We start from the raw sequence: 21,025 nt of genomic DNA on the forward strand, positions 1-21,025 counted from the left end.
TGCCTCGAAACACGGTAACAAGGCAAGCCCCGAAATGTGTCATCGCGCCCTTAGAAGGCCTCCCCTTTTGCCGCTTTTTCCAGGAGCAGTGCAGGCGGCGCGAACCGTTCGCCATACTGCTTGGCCAGGTACTGGGCGCGGGCGACAAAGTCCTGTACGCCATACTGGTTGATGAACTGCAGTGCACCGCCGGTCCAGGCGGCGAAACCGATGCCGAAGATCGAGCCGACGTTGGCGTCCGCCGTCGAGGTCAACACGCCCTCCTCCACACAACGCACGGTTTCGATGGCTTGCACGAACAGCAGGCGATCACGCACATCCACTGGCGAAATCTGCCCGTCGGCTTTCTCGAAGCGTTTTTTCAACTCCGGCCACAGGTGTTTCTGGCCGCCCGCCGGATACTCGTAGAAACCTCCACCGGCAGCCTTGCCCGGACGCTTGAACTCATTGAGCAGCAAGTCGATGACGGCAAACGCAGGATGTTCTGTCAGTGGCTTGCCTTCTGCTTGCAGGTCCTTGGCCGTTTGCAGGCGGATATGGCTCATCAGGCTGAGGGAAACTTCATCAGAGATCGCCAGCGGTCCTACAGGCATGCCGGCCTTGCGTGCTTCAGTCTCGATCATCGCCGCGTTCACACCTTCGCCCAGCATGGCAATGCCTTCGTTGGTGAAGGTGCCGAACACCCGCGACGTGAAGAAACCGCGGCTGTCGTTGACCACAATCGGGGTCTTCCTGATTTGCAGGACGTAATCGAATCCGCGGGCCAGGGTTTCGTCGCTGGTATTGGCACCCTTGATGATTTCCACCAGCGGCATTTTTTCCACGGGGCTGAAAAAATGCAGGCCGATGAACTTGCTCTGATCGGGCACGGCGCACGCCAGGCCGCTGATCGGCAAGGTCGAGGTGTTGGACGCGATCACCGCGTCCGTACCGACGACCTTCTGCGCGGCCAACGAGACTTTGGCCTTCAGGTCACGATCCTCGAACACCGCCTCGATGATCAGGTCGCAACCAGCCAGGTCAGCATCGTTTTCAGTGGTTTGAATGCGCGCCAGCACCGCGTCACGTTGCTCGATGCTCATTTGTCCGCGGCCGACTTTCTTGTCCAGCAGCGCTGCCGAATGCGCCTTGCCCTTCTCGGCTGCGGCGAGGTTGACGTCCTTGAGTACCACATCGATACCCGCCGACGCGCTGACAAACGCAATACCGGCGCCCATCATCCCGGCGCCGAGCACGCCGACCTTGCGGGTGACATAAGGCGCAAAACCTTGAGGTCGCGAGCCGCCGGCATTGATTTCGTTGAGCTGGAACCAGAACGTGCCGATCAGGTTTTTCGAGACCTGGCCGGTGGTCAGTTCGGTAAAGTAGCGGGTTTCGATCAGGTGCGCGGTGTCGAAATCCACCTGCGCGCCCTCGACCGCTGCGCAGAGGATTTTCTCCGGCGCGGGCATCGTGCCCTGGGTTTTGCTGCGCAGGATAGACGGGGCAATCGCCAGCATCTGGGCGACTTTCGGGCTTGACGGTGTACCGCCCGGAATCTGGTAGCCCTTCACATCCCAGCGTTGTACCGCCACCGGGTTGGCGAGAATCCACGCCCGCGACTTGGCCAACAGATCTTCGCGGTCGGTCGCCAAGGCGTCGATCAAACCTGCCTGCAATGCCTGTTGCGGCCTCACCTTCTTGCCTTCCAGCAGGTACGGCAGGGCTTTTTCGATCCCGAGCATACGCACCATGCGCACCACGCCACCACCGCCCGGCAGCAGGCCGAGGGTGACTTCCGGCAGGCCGAGTTGCACCGCAGGATTATCCAGCGCCACCCGATGGTGGCAGGCCAGGCAGATTTCCCAGCCGCCGCCGAGTGCCGCGCCGTTGATCGCCGCAACCACCGGTTTGCCCAGGGTTTCCAGGGTGCGCAACTGCCCCTTGAGGGTCAGCACCATGTCGTAGAAGGCTTTGGCTTCGGGCTTGCCGACCTTGATCAATTCATTGAGGTCGCCACCGGCAAAGAAGGTTTTCTTGGCCGAAGTGATGATCACACCGGCGATGTTGTCCTTGTCGCCCACCAGGCGCGCGACGCAGTCGGCCATGGCCTGGCGATACACCGCGTTCATGGTGTTGGCGCTCTGGTCCGGCAGGTCGATGGTCAGGACGACAATGCGGTCCTGGTCTTTTTCGTAACGAATGGCTTCGCTCATAACGGGGTTCCTTGAAGTCCGGGCTCAGAGGCGTTCGATGATGGTGGTAATGCCCATGCCGCCGCCGACACACAGGGTCGCGAGGCCATAACGCAAGCGTCGGGCTTCCAGTTCATCCAGCAGCGTGCCGAGAATGGCGCAACCGGTGGCGCCCAGTGGGTGGCCCATGGCGATGGAACCGCCGTTGACATTGACCTTGTCCGGGTCGACCGCCATGTCCTTGATGAATTTCAACACCACCGAAGCGAACGCCTCGTTGACCTCGAACAGGTCGATGTCTTCGACCCGCAGCCCGGCCTTGGCCAACGCCTTGCGGGTCGCCGGCGCGGGACCGGTGAGCATGATGGTCGGGTCGGTACTGGTGACCGCCGTGGCGACAATCCGCGCCCGGGGCTGCAGCCCCAACTCCCGGCCCTTGGCTTCGGAGCCGATGAGCATCAGCGCCGCGCCATCGACAATCCCGGAGCTGTTGCCCGGGGTGTGAACATGATTGATCCGTTCGACATGGCTGTAGACCCGCAGCGCGGTGGCATCGAACCCCATCTGCCCCATCATCTCGAAACTCGGCTTGAGCTTGCCCAGACCTTCCAGGGTCGATTCGGCGCGGATGAACTCATCATGATCGAGCAGAATGATGCCGTTCTGGTCCTGCACCGGCACCAGCGACTTGTTGAACGAACCATCGGCCCGCGCCCGCGCTGCCTTCTGCTGGGAATGCAGGGCGTAGGCATCGACGTCCTGACGGCTGAAGCCTTCAAGGGTGGCGATCAGGTCGGCACCCACCCCTTGCGGCGTGAAATGGCTGTGCAGATTGGTCGCCGGGTCCAGCGCCCAGGCGCCGCCATCGCTACCCATTGGCACCCGTGACATCGACTCGACACCACCGACCACCACCAGATCCTCGAAGCCGGAACGCACTTTCATTGCGCCGAGGTTGACCGCCTCCAGCCCCGAAGCGCAGAAACGGTTGATTTGTACCCCCGCCACACTGACATCCCAATCGGCCACCTGGGCGGCGGTCTTGGCGATGTCAGAACCTTGATCGCCAATCGGCGTCACGCAGCCGAGCACCACGTCATCGACCTGGCTGGTGTCCAGCGCCGTGCGCTGCTGCAGCGCGGTGAGCAAACCGGCCACCAGGTTCACCGGCTTGACACTGTGCAAGGCGCCGTCGGCCTTGCCTTTGCCACGGGGCGTGCGTAATGCGTCGAAAATCAATGCTTGGGTCATGACGTCCTCGAACCGCAGTGCAGGAGAGTAAAAGCAGAGCGCTCACTCTTGGCCCGAGCCGCGTTTGATTCAATGACCGCAGCGCTCACAGATGTTGACGCACACGCTCAGACGGACGGTCGTGAACGACCGGATTAACCGATTCAGGACACCAAGCTGTCTAGCCAACGGGCGGCAAAGAAGCTGGCAATAGGCCTCATACCTTTTTTAAAGCAAATCGTGACAACACCATACGAAATGGATCTAAACCAAGCGCTGCGCGGGCTCTAAGGTGAACTTGTACGAAGTTGTCGTCGGGTTTTGCCGAGGCGCTCGTCACTACAGGAAGTGCAACGCGCTGCCAACATGGAGATATGCAGGCAGGCATCAGGAAATAACAATAAAGGCGGTCAAGCCATGTTCAAACAATCGAAAGTACGTCAAGCCGGGCTCATCCTTTTTGCCACCACGCTGTTGTTGATAGTGCCGAACCTGACCAAGGTCATCGGCTAGTCGCGTCTGAAAGATACGGCGTCACAGTTTTTGAATTGCCACTATCAAAATGTGACTGGCCCGCTACCCGGGCCAGCGTGGCTGTGCCACCCTTCATGGCACTTCCACGACATGGACGGCAATCACTTTGAAAATGCTCATTCTGCTCGGGGCCCTGCTGTTCGGCTCGCCCCTTTATGCCGCACAGCTAAATCTGGAGCTGGGCGCGAACAGTCGCACCTGGCGGACGGAGGAATTGCTCAAGCATCCCCAAGTGCAAACCATCAACATCAGCAACGACGTTTCCTACAAACGGGACATGAGCTACCGCGCCGTACCTCTGTCCGCGCTGCTGACCGGCATCAAGCCGGACGACCACCTGCAAGCCGTGGCCCTGGATGGCTTTGCCGCCGAAATGGCCGCGGCGCCGTTACTCAATACCCAAGGGGCGCGGGCCTGGCTGGCGATTGAAGACCTGGCCAAACCGTGGCCAGCGCTATCGGAAGGCAAGCCGGGTGCCGGGCCGTTCTACCTGGTCTGGACCGATCCGCAGGCCGGCAACATCAGCCCCGAGCAATGGCCGTTCCAGGTGGCGAGCATCAAGCGCCTGGCGCCCGTGGCCGAGCGCTTTCCTGCCCTGCTGCCCGATCCGTCCTTGAAGGCGGATGATCCGGTGAACAAGGGGTTTGCATTGTTCCAGAAGAACTGCCTGGCATGCCATCGACTCAATGGTGCCGGGGATGCGCAGTTCGGGCCGGACCTGAATATTCCATACAGCCCGACCGAGTATTTCGGCGCGGACTTCCTCAAGCGCTACATTCGCGATCCACAGAGTTTGCGCCAATGGCCGCAGGCGAAGATGCCCGGGTTCTCGGCCGAGGTGTTACCGGATGGGGATCTGGGGATGCTGGTGGGGTATTTGCAGCATATGGTCGGGCGCAAAATCAAGCCCTGAGTCTTGTGCTGCATGGACCGGCCTCTTCGCGAGCAAGCCCGCTCCCACATTGGAATGCGTTCCCCCTGTGGGAGCGGGCTTGCTCGCGAAGCGGTATCCCCGATTCTACTGTTGTTGCACTGAAATCACCGGCGCTGGCGTCGGTGAGACCAGCACCTTCGCGTGCATCTGCTCGCACCCGCCGCCCCGACGCATCCCGCGTACCGGGCAGGCATCCAGGTAATCCAGGCCCACCGCCAGTTTCAGGTGACGCTCCGGCCGGGCCAGTTCGTTGGTCACGTCGAAGCTGTACCAGGCGTCATCCAGCCAGGCTTCGGCCCAGGCGTGGCTGGCCAGGTGTTCGCTGCTTTCGCTGTACAGATAGCCCGACACATAACGTGCAGGAATGCCCAGGCTGCGGGTACAGGCAAGAAACGCATGGGTATGGTCCTGACATACGCCGGAGCGTCCGGCAAAGGCCTGGGCCGCGCTGGTGTCCACTTCCGTGGAACCGGGTGTGTAGGTCATATGCTGGTTGAGTCCATGCATCAGATCGATCAACGCCGTGCGGTCGCGGCGTTGCTTGCACGCCTTCTCGGCGAACGCACGCAGGGCGCCATCAGCTTCAGTCAAACGGGTGAAGCGCAGAAACGGCAGTGCCGACTGGCTCTCGTGTTCGGCCTCACGTAATTCATCGATATCAACCTGGCCGCGGGCACCGATGATGATCGCCTCATGAGGCTCATCCATGGTCAGTACATGCAGAATATTGCCGAACGGATCGAGTTGCGCCCGCACCGGACGCGGCAGGTCGAGCTGCCAGCTGAGCACGTGCTGGCGCTCGCTGTCGTGGGGTGTCAGCCGCAGATACTGGATGCTCGCCCGCACCTTGTCTTCGTAGTGATAGGTGGTCTCGTGGCTAATGGAAAGTCTCATGCCGCCTCCAGATAAGAACTGTGAATCGCGTTACCCAACTGGCGCACCAGCGGGATGAACTCGGTCAGCCAGGCGTGCAGGCCTTCTTCGAGAATTTCATGGATGCCGGTGTAGCGCAGGCGTGCATCCATTTCCGCCGCCAGGCGCTGTGCAGGACGACCGTTGGCCCCCGGCAATTGTGCGAGGATCTGGTCGATTTCTTCGGTGCAGGCGCGCAGGGAACGCGGCACATCGGCGCGCAGCAACAGCAATTCGGCAACATGCCGGGCGCCAGGGGCGTCGCGGTAGATTTCCGTGTAGGCCTCGAACGATGACAACGCCCGCAACAACGCGCTCCACTGGTAATACGCGTGAGCGGTGCCATCGCTGACCGCTTCGGCCTGGTCGCCGGCCATTTCGTAGCGGGCATCGAGCAGGCGCAAGGTGTTGTCCGCCCGTTCGATGAAGGTCCCCAGACGAATGAAGCGAAACGCATCGTTGCGCATGATGGTGCCGTAGGACGCGCCCCGGAACAGGTGGGAACGCTCCTTGATCCACTCGCAGAAACGGCTCATGCCGTAGCGACTGAGGCCCTGCTCGGCGATGCCGCGAATTTCCAGCCAGGTGGCATTGATGTTTTCCCACATGTCGGCGGTGATGCGCCCACGCACCGCATGGGCGCTGGCCCGTGCAGCACCGAGGCAGCTGTAGATGCTCGCCGGGTTGGCCGCATCCAGGGCGAAGAAATGCAGCAGCCGTTCGGCATGCAGTTCGCCATGGCGCTCCAGGTAATCGTCCAGGGTGCCGGTGATCAACAGCGGCATGGCCAATTCGTGCAAACCGTCGCCACGGCCGTCTTGCGGCATCAACGACAGTGAATAGCTGATGTCGAGCATCCGTGCGAGGTTTTCCGCCCGCTCCAGGTAACGCGACATCCAATACAAATCCGAGGCAGTTCTACTTAACATGGCAGGCTTCCTTTAATCCTCGACCACCCAGGTGTCCTTGGTTCCGCCACCCTGGGAGGAGTTGACCACCAGGGAGCCTTCGCGCAGGGCGACACGGGTCAAGCCGCCGGGCACCACCCGGGTTTCACGACCCGACAGGACAAACGGCCGCAAGTCGATGTGGCGTGGCGCAATACCGTTTTCGACAAAGGTCGGACAGGTCGACAGCGACAGCGTGGGTTGTGCGATATAGGCATGGGGCTTGGCGATGATGCGCGCGCGGAAGGCTTCGATTTCCGCCGCCGTCGCCGCCGGCCCCACCAGCATTCCGTAACCGCCGGAGCCCTGGGTTTCCTTGACCACCAGTTCTGGAAGATTGGCCAGCACGTGGGAAAGCTCAGACGGATTTCGGCACTGCCAGGTCGGCACGTTCTTCAGGATCGGTTCTTCATCGAGGTAGAAACGGATCATGTCGGTCACGAACGGATACACCGATTTGTCGTCCGCCACCCCCGTGCCGATGGCATTGGCCAATACCACGTTGCCGGAACGGTAGGACGACAGCAGCCCCGGCACGCCGAGCATCGATTCCGGGTTGAAGGCCAGCGGATCGAGGAAGGCGTCGTCGAGGCGACGATAAATCACGTCGACCGCTTTCGGCCCGTCAGTGGTGCGCATGAAGACCTTGTCGTCACGCACGAACAGGTCCGCGCCTTCCACCAGTTCCACACCCATTTCCCGCGCCAGAAACGCATGCTCGAAGAACGCACTGTTGAAGCGCCCCGGCGTCAGCACCACCACGCTGGGGTTATCGATGGGGCTTGAGCTTTTGAGGGTATCGAGCAACAGGTTCGGGTAGTGATCGATGGGCGCGATGCGTTGCGCCGCGAACAGTTCGGGGAACAGGCGCATCATCATCTTGCGGTCTTCGAGCATGTAGCTGACGCCGCTCGGTGTGCGCAGATTGTCTTCGAGCACGTAGTAGGTGCCGTCGCCGTCGCGCACCAGGTCGACACCTGAGATGTGCGAGTAGATATCGCGGTGCAGGTCCAGCCCCTGCATCGCCAACTGGTACTGCTCGTTGGCCAGCACCTGCTCGGCCGGAATGATGCCGGCCTTGATGATGCGTTGCTCGTGATACAGGTCGGCGAGGAACATGTTCAACGCCTTGACCCGCTGGATGCAGCCGCGCTCGACGACCCGCCATTCACTGGCGGGAATACTGCGGGGGATGGTGTCGAAGGGAATCAGGCGCTCTGTGCCCTGCTCGTCCCCATAGAGCGTGAAGGTAATCCCGGCGCGATGAAACAACAGATCGGCCTCGCGTCTCCGTTGTGCCAGAAGCTCGTCAGGCGTCTCGGCCAGCCAACGGGCAAACTCCCGATAATGCGGGCGGACCTGGCCGCCGGCATCGTACATCTCATCAAAATAGGTGCGGATCATGCCGTACTCCTTGTCACTCGGACGTCCAGACCTTCGCAAGGCCCGTGCCAGCGGCATAAACGCTTTGATATCAATCAGTTGGATAATCAATGCGCAAGTACCGCACCATTCCTGTGCGGCAAATGCTCCAATCTGATCGCCCCCGCTTCATTGCAAGGCGTGGCTATCGCCTATCACCAGCATAGCCAGAGTTGATTTCACTGCCCGGTAACAGGTGCGGATAATCTAGGCATTAGCTGAAAAGCACACCGAACTTCCCTTTTAGCCGCCTGCTCAGGCGGCTTTTTTTTGCCTTGTTGAAATGTTGAGAATCAAAATCAAAAGATCGCAGCCTGCGGCAGCTCCTACAGGCCATAAATGAAAACGGCCAACCCGAAGGTCAGCCGTCAATGCCGGTTGTCACTGTTCATAAGCCTATGCGAGTCGCCCTCGTACCTCCTGTTTCACACCCCAGCCTTCGATGATGCCGCCCAACGGCTCGACAACCGCTTCGAAACCCTGTTCGAAGTCGCCGATGTCGTCGTAGGTGGCATACATGACTTTGCACAACTCCAGCGCCCAGGCGCCATCGTCGCGCACACTGACTTGCGCATCCAGGGATTCACCACGGTGGAAATGACCTGCCGCCCTGCGTGCCCGCTCCTCATCCGGGAAAATGGCGTAGAACTCGATGGGATGAAACCGTGAAAAGTCAAAACCGCCTTCTTTCATGCGGCGCAGCACGCTGCTGCTGATGTCTTCTTGATAGGCTGTGCTCATGAAACGTCCTCCTCAAAACGATGGATAGACTTTCCGTACTCCCTCACCCGCAACCGAACAGCGCGAGCGACGGCAAACGATGTGCCGGCGGGAAACAAGCATGGAGCTGACAAGACCAGACCTTAGCGATTCATTCGCTGATCTCGCTTGCAGAGTAGCCTCAAGATAGAGCCTCTGCCAAGGCCCGGATGTGAATGCGACAGGTGTTGTTCAGATTGCAGTAATGTCGAGGATTTCAATGCTGTTCTGGGACTTGAGCTCTTTGACGCTCGCATCGGCGGTCCGCCCTTCCAGATCGTTCAGATCCAGTTCGGCAGCGACAGGAAGAAGCCGGGACTTGATGAGCTTGGCGGCGCACTCGTTGTCCGGGCGCTCATCGCACTCAAAGACCTCGTTAACGGTTTCGCCATGATCATCCACGAAAGTGATTTTCCACTTTTGCATTGATGCCTCCTCGATAAAACCCATGGATGGGCTTACCTTCATCTCGACCTTGTTAGCTGGCTAATTGTTCCGCCGCAATTCAATGTGGGAGCGGGCTAGCTCGCGAATAGGGGTGTGTCAGTTGACAGAATTGCTAACTGATACACCGCTTTCGCGAGCAAGCCCGCTCCCACAGGTGTTGCATTTCATCCAATCAATCGTTGCTTGGCTTGTTCACTGCCTGCAACACGTATTGCGGCAGGGCGAAAGCGCCGATGTGGATCTCAGGATTGTAGTAGCGCGTGACGATGCCGCTGCCCGTGAAACGCTGTTGCAGGGTTTCGCGGGTCAACTTGCGATAAGCGGTATCGGTCGCGCCCCAGGCGAAGGTCATCGAGCCGCCGATGTAGGTCGGCACAGCAGCCTGGTAGAAGTGCCAGTCCGGGAACAGGCTGCGCAGGCGACCGGCGGTAGTCTTCACTTCTTCGATCTGCATGAACGGCGTACCGTTCTGGGTCACCAGGATGCCGCCTTCGTTCAGGCAGCGGTGGCAAGCCTGGTAAAAGTTTTCCGAGAACAGCACTTCGCCCGGCCCGATCGGGTCAGTGGAGTCGGAAATGATCACGTCGAACTTTTCAGTGGTGGTGGCGACGAAACGCATGCCGTCGTCGATCACCAGGTTCAGGCGTGGATCGTCGAATGCACCCTTGGAGTGATTCGGCAGGAATTCCTTGCACATGTCGACCACGGTGCCGTCGATCTCGACCATGGTGATGTGCTCGACACTGCGGTGCTTGGCTACTTCACGCAACATGCCGCCGTCGCCGCCGCCGATGATCAGCACGCGCTTGGCGCTGCCATGGGCGAGGATCGGTACGTGGGTCAGCATTTCGTGATAGATGAACTCGTCGGCTTCGGTGGTCTGGATCACGCCGTCCAGCGCCATCACGCGGCCCATGCGCGGGTTCTCGAAGATCACCAGGTGCTGGTGTTCGGTGCGCACTTCGTGCAGCAGTTTTTCCATGCGAAAACGCTGGCCGTAGCCTTCGTAGAGGGTTTCCAGGTAGTCGCTGGTCGGGGTATTGCTCATGGGAAGTGCTCCGATGAATGCGGGTGGCAACGGACGGTTACCCGCCCATGATGGCCATTCGTTCGTCTCGAATGACCGGGAAAGGCGCGCATTCTACGTTGCGGAACATGACAGGTCGAATGTGGGAGCGGGCTTGCTCGCGAAGGCGTAGTGTCAGTCACGATCAATGTTGACTGATTCACCGCTTTCGCGAGCAAGCCCGCTCCCACAGGGTCGGTGTTGTTTGTGGGGATTCGGTCAGATTTTGACGTTGCCCCGCGGTCCGGCGATGGCCCAGATGATCAGCCCCAGCACCGGCAACAGTGCGATCAACAGTACCCAGAGGACTTTCATCCCGGTCTCGGCGCTGCTTTTGAATACGTTGATGATGGCCCAGATGTCCAGGGCAAAAATGATCAAGGCAACCAGGCTGTTGAACGTGGAACCCATGGTGACGCTCCTGAAAGGTGATTTGCCCTCTTAGGATAGACGGTCGTCGTGAGGGTTCCCTTTGATTTGACAGTATTTGGCTATCAGACGTGAATCGCCACTTTCAGGGCTTCCAGGGCGGGCGCGGCTGCGATGCCGGCTTCTGCGCACAATTGCAGCACGCGAGGCACGTCATTGCCGTACACCAGCACCACCTGCAATTCGTCATCGAGCAACTGGCTGAAATTCATCAGCGTGTAGCCCCCGTTTTCCTTGTTCAGGCTGCTCATTTGCACCTGGATGCGGTTGAGCGCGGTCAAGGCTTCGGTCTTGGCCAGTTGCTTGGGCTTTAGATTGAATTCCACACCCGGGCCGAACGAGGCGACGATCTGCGCGAACAGGTCCATGTAGGTGTCAGCCTGGAACAGCACCGTTTCCGGCAGGCTGCCGACCACCACCCATTCACCCAACGGGATCGGGAAGGTTTCGTCGTAGTTGATGTCCGGATTGGCGCTCAGAAAAGCCTGCGGATCGGCGTAGGCCTGGGCCGCTTCGTCTGCGACCTTGAGGATTTCGTCTTCGCCCATGCACCCGGAGCTGATTTTGCTGATGAGTTCGACGAGTGCGGTTTTCATGGGGCGGATCCTGTAGCGAGGGGGATTTTGAGGGCGCGAAGGATAGCGCATTAATGAGGGAAATGCGGACCTGTGGCGAGGGGGCTTGCCCCCGTTGGGTCGCGAAGCGGCCCCGAAACATTCAATTGGGGTACATCAGAAAGACCGCATATGCTGACTTTACGACTGCTTCGCAGCCGAACGGGGGCAAGCCCCCTCGCCACAAAAGCTCCCTCGCCAAAGGGTTCAACGTCAGCCCAGCAGTTTTTCCAGTTGAGCAACCGTATCGGAAGCCCCCATGGTCCTGGCAGCCTCCAGCGCAGTGATGCCATTGGCGTCCTTGGCCTGCGGGTCGGCCCCCTTGCTGATCAGGTAGTCGACCACTTCGACGCGGTTGAACATCGCCGCCATCATCAGCGCCGTGCGGCCATCGAAGGACGAGCCCTCAACCTGCGCGCCGCCCTCGACCAAGGCCTTGATCACCGCCAGGTCGCCCTTGAACGCTGCCCCGGCAATCGGGCTCTGGCCGTTGTCGTTGCGGATCTCCGGGTCGGCCTTGTGCTCCAGCAGGACTTTTACCGTGTCCACATGACCGTGGTACGCGGCCAGCATCAGCAAGGTATCGCCCTTGTGGTTACGCAGGTTCGGCGGCAAACCCTTGGTCAGCAGCGCGGCCATCATCGCCGCATCGCCCTCCCGTGCCTTGTTGAATACCTGTTCGGCAAATTCAGCGGCTTCTTCGGGGGTCATCTGGCGGCTTTTGTCTGACATTGGGCACTCCCTTTTCTGTCACTCGTAAAAGCCGACAGTTTCCCGAGCGGTCCTGGCACTGTCACTTGTTTTTTCTCATGGGCGGCCATAGCCAGATTCAATAGCGGTACTTGCCGCCGTGAATGTCGGACAACAATTGCTCCGTGACCTGCACGTAAGTCTGGGTTCCCGGCAGCCAGGCATAGATCGGATCATCACCGGTTCTACCCGGGTCGAAGGCTTCGTCCTTGAGCCGGGTCTTCTGATACTTGAAAGTCCCGGTGGTTTCCATTTTCACTTTCACCCGCAGGAACAACGGCACCGCATAGGCCGGCATTTGCTCACGGGCAAAGGCCAGCAGTTCGCCGAAGTCCAGGGTGGCCAGGGATTCGGCGGGAGTGATCGCGGCCATCCCGGCCCGGCCATTGGTGTTGCGGATTTCCACGCCGTAGGCCACGGCTTCGGAAATATGCGGGTGCCGCAGGAGGATGTTCTCGACCTCCGTGGTCGACACGTTTTCGCCCTTCCAGCGGTAGGTGTCGCCCAGGCGGTCGACAAACTGCGCATGACCAAAGCCGATGCTGCGCAACAGGTCGCCGGTGTTGAAGTAGCGGTCACCCTTTTGGAACACATCCTCAAGCACGACCCTGGCGGTTTTCTGCGGGTCGGTGTAGCCGTCCAGCGGAGCCTTGTCGTCGATTTTTGCCAGCAACAGCCCTTGCTCGCCCTTGGCGACCTTGCGCATCAAGCCACTGGCTTCACGAATCGGCGCCCCGCTGTCGTGGTCGTACGCGACCAGCTCCCAGGACATCAGGGAAAAACCGATGGTGTTGTCGAAATTGAGAATGTTGGTGAACCCGATATTGCCGTCGCTGGCGGCATAGAGTTCGCAAATGTGATTCACCGCAAAGCGGGTCTTGAACTCGTTCCAGGCGCCGGGACGCAGGCCGTTGCCGATCATCTTCTTCACATCGTGCCGGCTGTCGTCGACGCTCGGTGGCTGATCGACCAGGTAGCGGCACAGTTCGCCAACATAACCGATGGTGGTTGCCTGGTATTTGCGTACATCGCTCCAGAATTGACTGGCGCTGAATTTGCGGCGGATGGCGAACCCGCTGGCACCACTGACGGCCGAGCCCCAGCACACGCAAAGGCCGGTGGCGTGGTACAGCGGCAAGGTGCAATAGACGACATCGTCCGGGCGCATGTCCAGCGCGATCATGCCGAAGCTCGCGCAGCTGCGCATCCAGCGGCCATGCTTGAACACTCCGGCCTTGGGCAGCCCCGTGGTGCCCGAGGTGTAGATATAAAAGCAGGGATCGTCAAAGAAAATCTGCTGGCTGCTGGCCGGGTTGTCGCAGGCTTCGTCGAGGCTGACGGTCATCAGGTTGATGAACCCTTCAGGCGCGATACCCGGTTGGCGAGAGGTGTCCTGATCGGCGACGAACCAGGTTCGGGCAGACTGGATCGCCACCCGATCTCGTATCGCCAGATACGCCGGAACCAGCTCCTCACCGACAATGATCGCCACCGGCGCCACCAGATTCACACTGTGCACCAGGGTGTCGCGGGTCTGCGAGGTATTGAGCAAAGCACTGATCGCGCCGACCTTGGCCACCGCCAGAATCGTCACCAGCAGTTCCGGGCGGTTCTCGATGAAGACCGCCACCACGTCACCCTTGCCGATACCTTGGCCGATCAGGTGATGGGCGATGCGGTTGGCCCACTGGTTGACCTCGCAGTAACTGAGCGTGACGTTGTCCTGCAACAGCGCCGGGCCATCCGGGTTGCGCAATGTGGCTTGCTCGAAACTCCAGCCCAAACCACACGCCTGGGTCGGGTCCTTGACGTTGGCGGCCTTCATGCCCTTGACCAACCGGGGGATGGTTTTGGCGATGGAAGGCAGCTTGCGGAGCATCATGCCCCAGGTAATCGTGTCGTTCGACGTGCGGCTCATGATGCTCCCGTTCGCTGTTTTTTTATTGTCGGGCGGCGATGTCTGAGGCCGAAAATACGTCAACGGTTCTTGAGCTGTACACGCGGTTTTTGAAATGTTTTGTATCTGCGATCTTGATCCGCGATCTGATCCACGGTCGATACGATGCCCCGCGTGAACCCTGCCATGAACAATGGTTCCATCGAATCGCCGAGCGACCTCGCAAAATGCAGGATGCACGATGGCCATTCATGCAGATTGCACGAATGCAAAAATCGCCAAAAACAGTAAGCAATTGATTTTTATTGATATTTATCAAACAAAAACACTGGCACAAAGGCTGCAACGGTCTCTCCACGCCATTCAAGTCATCACGGAGCTGAACGACATGAGCCTGATCCAGGAAAAGTTTTCGTCCCTGTTCTCCAACTACACAGTCGCCACCCAGGCCCGTCCTGACGGCGGGATCCTGCTGACCCTGAGCGGCGGCGAAGGCAAAGTGTTCAAACGCTCGATTTCCTACCAGCAATTGCACAACGGCGACCAACTGACGTGGGTCATCAGTGCGATTCGCCGCGACCTCGCCGAACAAGCCAGTGAACTGCCGCAGATTTCCTTGCTGCAAAGCCAGCAACGGTTTGCCTTGCCGACTTATCACTCGCTGTAAAAAAATGTGGGAGCGGGCTTGCTCGCGAAGAGGGTGTGTCAGTCAACATCAACGTTGAATGACACACCGCTTTCGCGAGCAAGCCCGCTCCCACAGGGTTTGTGGCGTTTAGAAAGTTGCGGGGTTTATCCGCGCAAAGCTGTCCACGGTCACGTGCCCCGCCAGCTCACCACCTTCACGAGCCAGGCCGCAAGTGGCCATCCCTGCTGCACGCGCCGCATCCAACTCTTCGACGATGTCCGACAGGAACAGAATCTGCCGCGCCTGGAGGTTGATCGCCTGGGTGATGTTGGCGTAGGACTGCGCCTCGCGCTTTGGCCCCGAAGTCGTATCGAAATAGCCGCTGAACAGCGGCGTCAGGTCCCCCGCCTCCGAACAGCCGAAGATCAACCGCTGGGCCTGGATAGAGCCGGACGAATAAACGAACAGTTGAAAGCCATCCTGATGCCAGCGCTTGAGCGCTTCAACGGCGTCCGGGTACACGTGGCCCTGCAACTGCCCGGCCTTATATCCCTGCTCCCAGACCATGCCCTGTAACGCTTTCAACGGCGTGGCCTTGCGGTCTTCGGCAATCCAGCCCAACAGGATCTCGACGACCCGTTCAACGTCGGCGTCCGGCTCATTGCTGTCGCGGCGTACGGCGGCCAGTTGTTCGGCTACGTCAGCGCGCCCGGCCTGCTGACGAACAAACGCCGGCAGGTGTTTGGCGGCATAGGGAAACAGCACGTCGAACACAAAACTCACCGCGCTGGTGGTGCCTTCGATGTCGGTGAGAATCGCTTTGATCGGCATCGACTCAGTCCTCCAGACGCGGGAATTGGCTGGCGATGTCTTCACCGGTGAAATTGGCCACCCAGCCTTCCGGGTTGTTGAACAGGCGGATCGCAATGAAGTGCGGGTGCTCGCCCATGTCGAACCAGTGTTTGGTTCCGGCCGGCACCGAGATCAGATCGTTTTTCTCGCACAGCACGGCGTAGACGTAATCGTCGATGTGCAGGGTAAACAGACCACGGCCGGCAACGAAAAATCGTACTTCGTCCTCGCCATGGCGGTGTTCGTTGAGGAACTTGGCGCGCAGTTCGGCTTTTTGCGGGTGATCGCTGTTGAGGCTGATCACATCGACTGTGATGTAACCGCGCTCGGTCATCAGCTGGTCGATTTGCTCTTGATAGGCGGCAATCACTTCTTCCTGAGTGGCGCCCGGCTGAAGCCTGGTGGCGGCTTGCCAACGGTCGAAGCGCACGCCTTGTTCAGCCAGGGTCGAGGCGATGTCTTCGAAATGGGTCAGCACCTTGTTGGGGATTTCAGGGCTGGAGACGTGATAAACGGACAGGCTGCTCATCAGGGCAACTCCTTAACGGTTCATGCTTTAACGTTCGAGAGCGAGCGTATCTTCAACTCGCACTCGAACAAAAATTCAAAGGCCTCGATCTGCCGCAGGGCATCGCTCATGCGCGCACCCCAGGTGTACAGGCCGTGCCCGCGAATCAGGTAGCCGACGCAATCGGGATGGGCGTCCAGCCAAGGCTGCACCTTGGCGGCCAGGCGCGCAATGTCCTGGTCGTTGTCAAAAATCGGCACACGCACCCGGGACTCGTGGGTCGTCACACCGCTGAAGGCTTTTTGCAGTTCGTAGTCTTCGAATTCGATGAAGTCTTGCGGCGTCAGGCGTGACAGCACGGTGGCATTCACCGAATGGGTGTGCAGCACCGCGCCGATCTCGGGCCGCCAGCTGTAAAGCTGAGTGTGCAGCAGGGTTTCGGCGGACGGCTTCTTGCCCGGCTCCAGGCTATTGCCTGACAGGTCGGTGGCCAGTACATCGTCCATGCCCAACTGGCCCTTGTGCTTGCCGGAGACGGTCAGCAAGGCTTCGGTCGGCGACAGGCGGGTCGAGTAATTGCTGCTGGTGGCCGGCGACCAGCCGCGGCCATAGAGAAAACGCCCGGCGTCGATGATTTGTTGGGCGAGGTGTTCACGGGTAAGGCTCATGGCCTGTCCTCTTGCATACATGTGGCAATGATAACGGCAGCCGCGAGCGCTGCGAGGCTGGCAATACTAAAGGTCAATGCGGCGCCAAGGGCGTTCCAGCTGTAACCGGAGTACAACGCGCCCAATGCCCCACCGGTGCCGGCCAATGCGGCATACAGTGCCTGACCCTGACCTTGCTGGCGCGCACCGAAGCTACGTTGCACGAATTGAATGGCAGCGGCGTGAAAGCTGCCGAATGTCGCCGCGTGCAACACCTGGGCAAACAACAGCACCCAGAGAAACTCCGCCAGCGAGCCCAGCAACAGCCAGCGCAACGCCGCCAGCAGAAAACTGGCCATCAGCACCCTACGCAGCGAAATGCGAGCGAGTATCCGGCTCATGGCCAGAAACATCAGCACTTCGGCGACCACACCGACCGCCCAGAGCATGCCAATCACGCCGCGGCTGTAACCCAACCGCTCAAGGTGCAGGGTCAGAAACGTGTAATACGGTCCATGGCTCATCTGCATCAACGCCACGCAGGCGTAAAACGCCAATACACCGGGGCTGCGCAGTTGCTTGAGAAATCCTTCCCCCGCCACCCGATTACCCGGTGTCGGTTGGGCATTGGGCACCCACAGGCTGCTGAGCACGATGCCGACCAGGATCAGCACCAGCGCCGCGGGGTAGATGTCGAGGCTCAGCCATTCGAACAGCCGGCCCAGTGCGACCACGGTGATGATGAAACCGATCGATCCCCACAGACGAATCTGGCTGTAACGCGCGGTCTGCCCCTGCAAGTGCGCCAGGGTGATGACTTCGAACTGCGGCAACACCGCGTGCCAGAAGAACGCATGCAAGGCCATGACCATCGCCAGCCAGGCGTAGGTCTTGCTGACGAAAATCAGCGAGAAGGTCAGCAGCGTGCACACCACGCCGAAACGCACGATGGCCAGCCGCTGCCCCGTGAAGTCGCCCAGCCAGCCCCAGATGTTCGGCGCCACGCAGCGCATCAGCATCGGGATCGCCACCAGCTCGCCGATGCGGGCGGCGCTGAATCCCAGGTGATCGAAATACAGCGCCAGAAACGGCGCTGTCGAACCGAGCAAGGCGAAATAGAACAGATAGAAACTGGAGAGCCGCCAGTACGGGAGCGCCGCAGTCGCCATCAGACGGCTGCGACCAGGAGGTCAGCCATTTACAGCTGACCCAGCACCGGCGTGCTCACACACACATCGGCGTTCTGCCCACGGTGACGCAGCAGATGATCCATCAGCACGATGGCCATCATCGCCTCGGCGATCGGCGTGGCACGGATACCGACGCACGGGTCATGACGTCCCTTGGTGATCACTTCCACCGGGTTGCCATGGATGTCGATGGAACGGCCCGGCGTGGTGATGCTCGACGTCGGCTTCAGCGCCAGGTGCGCAACGATAGGCTGCCCGGAGGAAATACCGCCGAGAATGCCGCCGGCGTTGTTGCTGAGGAAACCTTCCGGAGTCATTTCATCGCGATGCTCGGTGCCGCGCTGGGCGACGCTGGCGAAACCGGCGCCGATTTCCACGCCTTTGACTGCGTTGATGCTCATCAGCGCATGGGCCAGTTCGGCATCGAGACGGTCGAAGATCGGTTCGCCCAGGCCTGGCATCACACCTTCGGCCACCACGGTGATTTTCGCGCCGACCGAATCCTGGTCGCGGCGCAACTGGTCCATGTAGGCTTCCAGTTCCGGCACTTTGTCCGGATCCGGGCTGAAGAAAGCGTTCTGCTCGACCGATTCCCAGGTCTTGAACGGGATTTCAATCGGCCCGAGCTGGCTCATGTAGCCGCGAATCACGATGCCCTGGCTGGCCAGGTATTTTTTCGCAATCGCACCGGCCGCAACGCGCATCGCGGTTTCACGGGCCGAGCTGCGACCGCCACCGCGGTAGTCGCGCTCACCGTACTTGTGGTGGTAGGTGTAGTCGGCGTGGGCCGGGCGGAACAGATCCTTGATCGCCGAGTAGTCCTTGGACTTCTGGTCGGTGTTGCGGATCAACAAACCGATGGCGCACCCCGTGGTGCGGCCTTCGAACACGCCAGAGAGGATTTCGACTTCGTCGGCTTCCTGGCGCTGGGTGGTGTGGCGGCTGGTGCCGGGCTTGCGGCGGTCCAGGTCCCGCTGCAGATCCTCCAGGGATATCTCCAGGCCCGGCGGGCAGCCATCGACAATGGCGACCAACGCCGGGCCATGGCTTTCGCCCGCGGTGGTGACAGTGAACAGCTTGCCGTAGGTATTGCCGGACATGCAGGACGCTCCGTGAAATGAACCTGAATACGTAATGCGCGCCAGTATACGCAGGCTACCCAAGTAGTTCATCCTCGAACCTTATGGGTGCCTGTGAGTCCAACCGGCATCTTCTTGATGATGGCGTGATGATGCTGCGAGTTCTAGCCTTGAGCCTTACCCTGATTTCCGGCTTCGCCCAGGCGACTGTCCTGCAACGGCCGATCACGTTGGACACCGGCACCGGCGAGCTTTTCGGCTCTTTGCTGCTGCCCAAGTCCGACAACCCGGTACCCGTTGTCCTGATCATTTCCGGTTCCGGCCCTACGGATCGCGACGGAAACAACCCTGACGGCGGGCGCAACGACAGTCTCAAGCGCCTGGCCTGGGTGCTGGCCAAACACAACATCGCCAGTGTGCGTTACGACAAACGCGGTGTTGCAGCAAGCCTGGCCGCGACACCGGACGAACGCAATCTGACGGTCGACGCGTACGTTTCCGACGCCGAGGCCTGGGGCCAGAAGCTCAAGACGGATCCGCGTTTCGGCAAACTGATCGTGCTCGGACACAGCGAAGGCGCCTTGATCGCCAGCCTGGCCGCGCCAACCATCGACGCCGATGCGGTGATTTCCGTCTCGGGTAGCGCGCGACCGGTCGATCAGGTGATCCGCCAGCAACTGGGCAATCGCCTGCCACCGCCGTTGCTGCTGCGCAGTAATGAGTTGCTCGACAGCCTCAAGGCCGGGAAGCCCGACGACAATGTGCCACCACCCTTGCAGGCCATTTTCCGTCCGAGCGTGCAGCCGTACCTGATTTCACTGTTCCGCCAGGAACCGGCTGCAGCGTTTGCCAGGTTGAAGATGCCGGCGCTGATCATCCAGGGCAGCAACGACATCCAGGTCGGCGTCAATGACGCCAGGCTGCTCAAGGCCGCCAAACCGGACGCCGAACTGGCACTGATCGAGGGCATGAACCACGTCATGCGCATCGTGCCCAACGACGTCAAACGCCAGCTGGCCTCCTATAAAGACCCGCAATTGCCTCTGGCAGCGGAACTGGGCGCGCGAATCCTCGGGTTTATTGACGGAATTCGCACCAGTTAACGGCTCCTTACCCTCCAGTCCCGGGAAAAACGGCCGATAAGCCTTTGTCGCCAACACATTGGTTGGCAACAAGCTGAGCTTGGACAGGATCTCGCCGTTATGACTGACACCCAGACTTCAACCGACACCACCGCTGAAACAGAAGCACCGCCAGCGGTCGAGCTGCCCTGGGCGGACGTCCACGTCGAGCACCACAAGATGCTCCGTCTGGCGCCGCTGAAGACTGATCGCAATACAGGCGGGCGCCCATTGCGCTTTGTCGAGTTCGGCTATGCCGAGCGCAACGACAAGGCGCGCAGCCTGATGCGCATGAGCATCACCCTGCCCTCCCAACGCGTGCGCAAGGAACAGAATCATCTGGATGTGTGGGTCGATCACGCCGAAAAGCGCGTGCATTTCGGACCGGAAAGCGGTTTGCAGGTCGAACCGCTGAACCGCGGCATCGGCCGATTCATGATCGCCCAGGGCATCAATTGGGCGAAGAAGCGCTGGCCCACCTACACCGTCGACGGCTTTGACCTGAACAACAAGGAAGCGCTCAACGAAGACACCCGCCTGCGCCGCGATCATTTTTTGCGTGTGCACGGTTTCGACGTGGTGTATGCCGATGCCCAGCATTTGAAAGGCAGCGTCAAAGCAGTCAAGGTCGGCGACCTCGCGGGGGACTGGAACAGCGAAAAACTGCAGGTCGTGGAGATTCTCGAGGCGGCACAGATGCTCCAGCAAGCCGAGCAGAACCTGGCCGAGCAGGAAGTCAAACTCAAGAAACACGAAGAGAAGGTCAGCAAATACAAACGCGAAGACGCCGGGCTGCGTTTCACCATTACGTGCCTGGTGGCGTTTGCGGTGTTTCAGGCGGGGTTGTTGATCTGGATTGCCACGCACCGCTGAAGGCTTGAGACC

Annotated in this window: 20 protein-coding genes and 1 pseudogene; 4 read left to right on the forward strand and 17 right to left on the reverse strand. The window is 60.1% G+C overall.

All coding sequences use genetic code 11. The annotated features are described in order from the left end of the window. Positions 1-50: 50 nt before the first annotated feature. Both KSS91_RS19980 and KSS91_RS19985 read right to left on the reverse strand, forming a co-directional pair. Positions 51-2,195 (reverse strand): 3-hydroxyacyl-CoA dehydrogenase NAD-binding domain-containing protein, encoded by a 2,145-nt coding sequence (locus KSS91_RS19980; RefSeq protein ID WP_217835892.1) that lies wholly within the window; start codon positions 2,193-2,195, stop codon positions 51-53. Positions 2,196-2,219: 24 nt separating this feature from the next. Then, the gene (locus KSS91_RS19985; RefSeq protein WP_217835893.1) at positions 2,220-3,425 is read right to left on the reverse strand and encodes an acetyl-CoA C-acetyltransferase; all 1,206 of its coding nucleotides are present in this window, start codon (positions 3,423-3,425) and stop codon (positions 2,220-2,222) included. Positions 3,426-4,028: 603 nt separating this feature from the next. On the opposite strand from KSS91_RS19985, the pseudogene KSS91_RS19990 reads away from it, so the two are divergent. After that, positions 4,029-4,851: pseudogene (locus KSS91_RS19990) on the forward strand (c-type cytochrome). Between the two features lie 105 nt (positions 4,852-4,956). Here the strand turns inward: KSS91_RS19990 and KSS91_RS19995 are convergent. The 10 genes from KSS91_RS19995 to KSS91_RS20040 all read right to left on the reverse strand — a co-directional run bounded on the left by KSS91_RS19995 (position 4,957) and on the right by KSS91_RS20040 (position 14,136). Then, a complete protein-coding gene (locus KSS91_RS19995) occupies positions 4,957-5,766 on the reverse strand; it encodes a transglutaminase family protein (protein WP_217835894.1) in 810 nt (269 codons plus the stop codon). Then, positions 5,763-6,713, reverse strand: coding sequence for an alpha-E domain-containing protein (locus KSS91_RS20000; RefSeq protein ID WP_007971901.1), 951 nt, complete (start codon positions 6,711-6,713; stop codon positions 5,763-5,765). The genes KSS91_RS19995 and KSS91_RS20000 overlap by 4 nt, the downstream gene beginning before the upstream one ends. A gap of 12 nt (positions 6,714-6,725) precedes the next feature. After that, positions 6,726-8,135, reverse strand: coding sequence for a circularly permuted type 2 ATP-grasp protein (locus KSS91_RS20005; protein ID WP_007971899.1), 1,410 nt, complete (start codon positions 8,133-8,135; stop codon positions 6,726-6,728). 414 nt (positions 8,136-8,549) lie between these two features. Beyond that, positions 8,550-8,894, reverse strand: a complete 345-nt coding sequence (locus tag KSS91_RS20010; protein WP_007971898.1) for a ribonuclease E inhibitor RraB — start codon at positions 8,892-8,894, stop codon at positions 8,550-8,552. Positions 8,895-9,104: 210 nt separating this feature from the next. Beyond that, positions 9,105-9,338: a hypothetical protein gene (locus KSS91_RS20015; RefSeq protein WP_217835895.1), complete on the reverse strand. Its 234-nt coding sequence runs from the start codon at positions 9,336-9,338 to the stop codon at positions 9,105-9,107. 193 nt (positions 9,339-9,531) lie between these two features. Further along, complete coding sequence (gene speE, locus KSS91_RS20020) at positions 9,532-10,407, reverse strand: polyamine aminopropyltransferase (RefSeq protein ID WP_217835896.1); 876 nt, start codon at positions 10,405-10,407, stop codon at positions 9,532-9,534. A 237-nt stretch (positions 10,408-10,644) separates the two neighbouring features. Then, a complete protein-coding gene (locus tag KSS91_RS20025) occupies positions 10,645-10,836 on the reverse strand; it encodes a PLD nuclease N-terminal domain-containing protein (protein ID WP_217835897.1) in 192 nt (63 codons plus the stop codon). Positions 10,837-10,919: 83 nt separating this feature from the next. Further along, the gene (locus KSS91_RS20030) at positions 10,920-11,450 is read right to left on the reverse strand and encodes a hypothetical protein (protein WP_015096101.1); all 531 of its coding nucleotides are present in this window, start codon (positions 11,448-11,450) and stop codon (positions 10,920-10,922) included. 231 nt (positions 11,451-11,681) lie between these two features. After that, positions 11,682-12,200, reverse strand: coding sequence for an ankyrin repeat domain-containing protein (locus KSS91_RS20035; RefSeq protein ID WP_217835898.1), 519 nt, complete (start codon positions 12,198-12,200; stop codon positions 11,682-11,684). A gap of 97 nt (positions 12,201-12,297) precedes the next feature. Then, a complete protein-coding gene (locus KSS91_RS20040; RefSeq protein WP_217835899.1) occupies positions 12,298-14,136 on the reverse strand; it encodes a long-chain-acyl-CoA synthetase in 1,839 nt (612 codons plus the stop codon). Positions 14,137-14,503: 367 nt separating this feature from the next. On the opposite strand from KSS91_RS20040, the gene KSS91_RS20045 reads away from it, so the two are divergent. Beyond that, positions 14,504-14,782 (forward strand): DUF3509 domain-containing protein, encoded by a 279-nt coding sequence (locus KSS91_RS20045; RefSeq protein WP_015096104.1) that lies wholly within the window; start codon positions 14,504-14,506, stop codon positions 14,780-14,782. A 108-nt stretch (positions 14,783-14,890) separates the two neighbouring features. Here KSS91_RS20045 and mtnC read toward each other — a convergent pair whose 3' ends face one another. From mtnC to aroC, 5 genes are read right to left on the reverse strand one after another with little or no spacing between them, the layout of a single operon-like run. Next, positions 14,891-15,574, reverse strand: a complete 684-nt coding sequence (mtnC, locus tag KSS91_RS20050; RefSeq protein ID WP_015096105.1) for an acireductone synthase — start codon at positions 15,572-15,574, stop codon at positions 14,891-14,893. Between the two features lie 4 nt (positions 15,575-15,578). Then, a complete protein-coding gene (locus KSS91_RS20055; RefSeq protein WP_217835900.1) occupies positions 15,579-16,124 on the reverse strand; it encodes a 1,2-dihydroxy-3-keto-5-methylthiopentene dioxygenase in 546 nt (181 codons plus the stop codon). Between the two features lie 20 nt (positions 16,125-16,144). Beyond that, positions 16,145-16,771 carry a methylthioribulose 1-phosphate dehydratase gene (locus KSS91_RS20060; RefSeq protein ID WP_217835901.1) on the reverse strand — a complete coding sequence of 209 codons (627 nt, stop codon included), beginning with the start codon at positions 16,769-16,771 and terminating at the stop codon, positions 16,145-16,147. Continuing rightward, positions 16,768-17,919 carry an MFS transporter gene (locus tag KSS91_RS20065; RefSeq protein ID WP_217835902.1) on the reverse strand — a complete coding sequence of 384 codons (1,152 nt, stop codon included), beginning with the start codon at positions 17,917-17,919 and terminating at the stop codon, positions 16,768-16,770. The genes KSS91_RS20060 and KSS91_RS20065 overlap by 4 nt, the downstream gene beginning before the upstream one ends. A gap of 29 nt (positions 17,920-17,948) precedes the next feature. Continuing rightward, positions 17,949-19,040 carry a chorismate synthase gene (gene aroC, locus KSS91_RS20070; protein ID WP_217835903.1) on the reverse strand — a complete coding sequence of 364 codons (1,092 nt, stop codon included), beginning with the start codon at positions 19,038-19,040 and terminating at the stop codon, positions 17,949-17,951. An 83-nt stretch (positions 19,041-19,123) separates the two neighbouring features. Here aroC and KSS91_RS20075 point away from each other — a divergent pair, with 83 nt between their 5' ends. Continuing rightward, positions 19,124-20,122 carry an alpha/beta hydrolase gene (locus KSS91_RS20075; RefSeq protein ID WP_041474930.1) on the forward strand — a complete coding sequence of 333 codons (999 nt, stop codon included), beginning with the start codon at positions 19,124-19,126 and terminating at the stop codon, positions 20,120-20,122. A 99-nt stretch (positions 20,123-20,221) separates the two neighbouring features. Beyond that, positions 20,222-21,013: a hypothetical protein gene (locus KSS91_RS20080; RefSeq protein WP_217835904.1), complete on the forward strand. Its 792-nt coding sequence runs from the start codon at positions 20,222-20,224 to the stop codon at positions 21,011-21,013. The last annotated feature ends 12 nt before the right edge of the window (positions 21,014-21,025 follow it).

The sequence above is a fragment of the Pseudomonas azerbaijanorientalis genome (assembly GCF_019139795.1).
Classification (GTDB): Bacteria; Pseudomonadota; Gammaproteobacteria; order Pseudomonadales; family Pseudomonadaceae; genus Aquipseudomonas; species Aquipseudomonas laurylsulfatiphila.

Coding starts and splice junctions, on each gene's coding strand:
- KSS91_RS19995 (WP_217835894.1), bottom strand. CDS start 5,766: ATGAGACTTTCCATTAGCCACGAGACCACCTATCACTACGAAGACAAG.
- KSS91_RS20025 (WP_217835897.1), bottom strand. CDS start 10,836: ATGGGTTCCACGTTCAACAGCCTGGTTGCCTTGATCATTTTTGCCCTG.
- mtnC (WP_015096105.1), bottom strand. CDS start 15,574: ATGCCGATCAAAGCGATTCTCACCGACATCGAAGGCACCACCAGCGCG.
- KSS91_RS20075 (WP_041474930.1), top strand. CDS start 19,124: ATGGGTGCCTGTGAGTCCAACCGGCATCTTCTTGATGATGGCGTGATG.
- KSS91_RS20000 (WP_007971901.1), bottom strand. CDS start 6,713: ATGTTAAGTAGAACTGCCTCGGATTTGTATTGGATGTCGCGTTACCTG.
- KSS91_RS20010 (WP_007971898.1), bottom strand. CDS start 8,894: ATGAGCACAGCCTATCAAGAAGACATCAGCAGCAGCGTGCTGCGCCGC.
- KSS91_RS20040 (WP_217835899.1), bottom strand. CDS start 14,136: ATGAGCCGCACGTCGAACGACACGATTACCTGGGGCATGATGCTCCGC.
- KSS91_RS20035 (WP_217835898.1), bottom strand. CDS start 12,200: ATGTCAGACAAAAGCCGCCAGATGACCCCCGAAGAAGCCGCTGAATTT.
- KSS91_RS20030 (WP_015096101.1), bottom strand. CDS start 11,450: ATGAAAACCGCACTCGTCGAACTCATCAGCAAAATCAGCTCCGGGTGC.
- KSS91_RS19980 (WP_217835892.1), bottom strand. CDS start 2,195: ATGAGCGAAGCCATTCGTTACGAAAAAGACCAGGACCGCATTGTCGTC.
- aroC (WP_217835903.1), bottom strand. CDS start 19,040: ATGTCCGGCAATACCTACGGCAAGCTGTTCACTGTCACCACCGCGGGC.
- KSS91_RS20045 (WP_015096104.1), top strand. CDS start 14,504: ATGAGCCTGATCCAGGAAAAGTTTTCGTCCCTGTTCTCCAACTACACA.
- speE (WP_217835896.1), bottom strand. CDS start 10,407: ATGAGCAATACCCCGACCAGCGACTACCTGGAAACCCTCTACGAAGGC.
- KSS91_RS20005 (WP_007971899.1), bottom strand. CDS start 8,135: ATGATCCGCACCTATTTTGATGAGATGTACGATGCCGGCGGCCAGGTC.
- KSS91_RS20080 (WP_217835904.1), top strand. CDS start 20,222: ATGACTGACACCCAGACTTCAACCGACACCACCGCTGAAACAGAAGCA.
- KSS91_RS20060 (WP_217835901.1), bottom strand. CDS start 16,771: ATGAGCCTTACCCGTGAACACCTCGCCCAACAAATCATCGACGCCGGG.
- KSS91_RS20015 (WP_217835895.1), bottom strand. CDS start 9,338: ATGCAAAAGTGGAAAATCACTTTCGTGGATGATCATGGCGAAACCGTT.
- KSS91_RS19985 (WP_217835893.1), bottom strand. CDS start 3,425: ATGACCCAAGCATTGATTTTCGACGCATTACGCACGCCCCGTGGCAAA.
- KSS91_RS20065 (WP_217835902.1), bottom strand. CDS start 17,919: ATGGCGACTGCGGCGCTCCCGTACTGGCGGCTCTCCAGTTTCTATCTG.
- KSS91_RS20055 (WP_217835900.1), bottom strand. CDS start 16,124: ATGAGCAGCCTGTCCGTTTATCACGTCTCCAGCCCTGAAATCCCCAAC.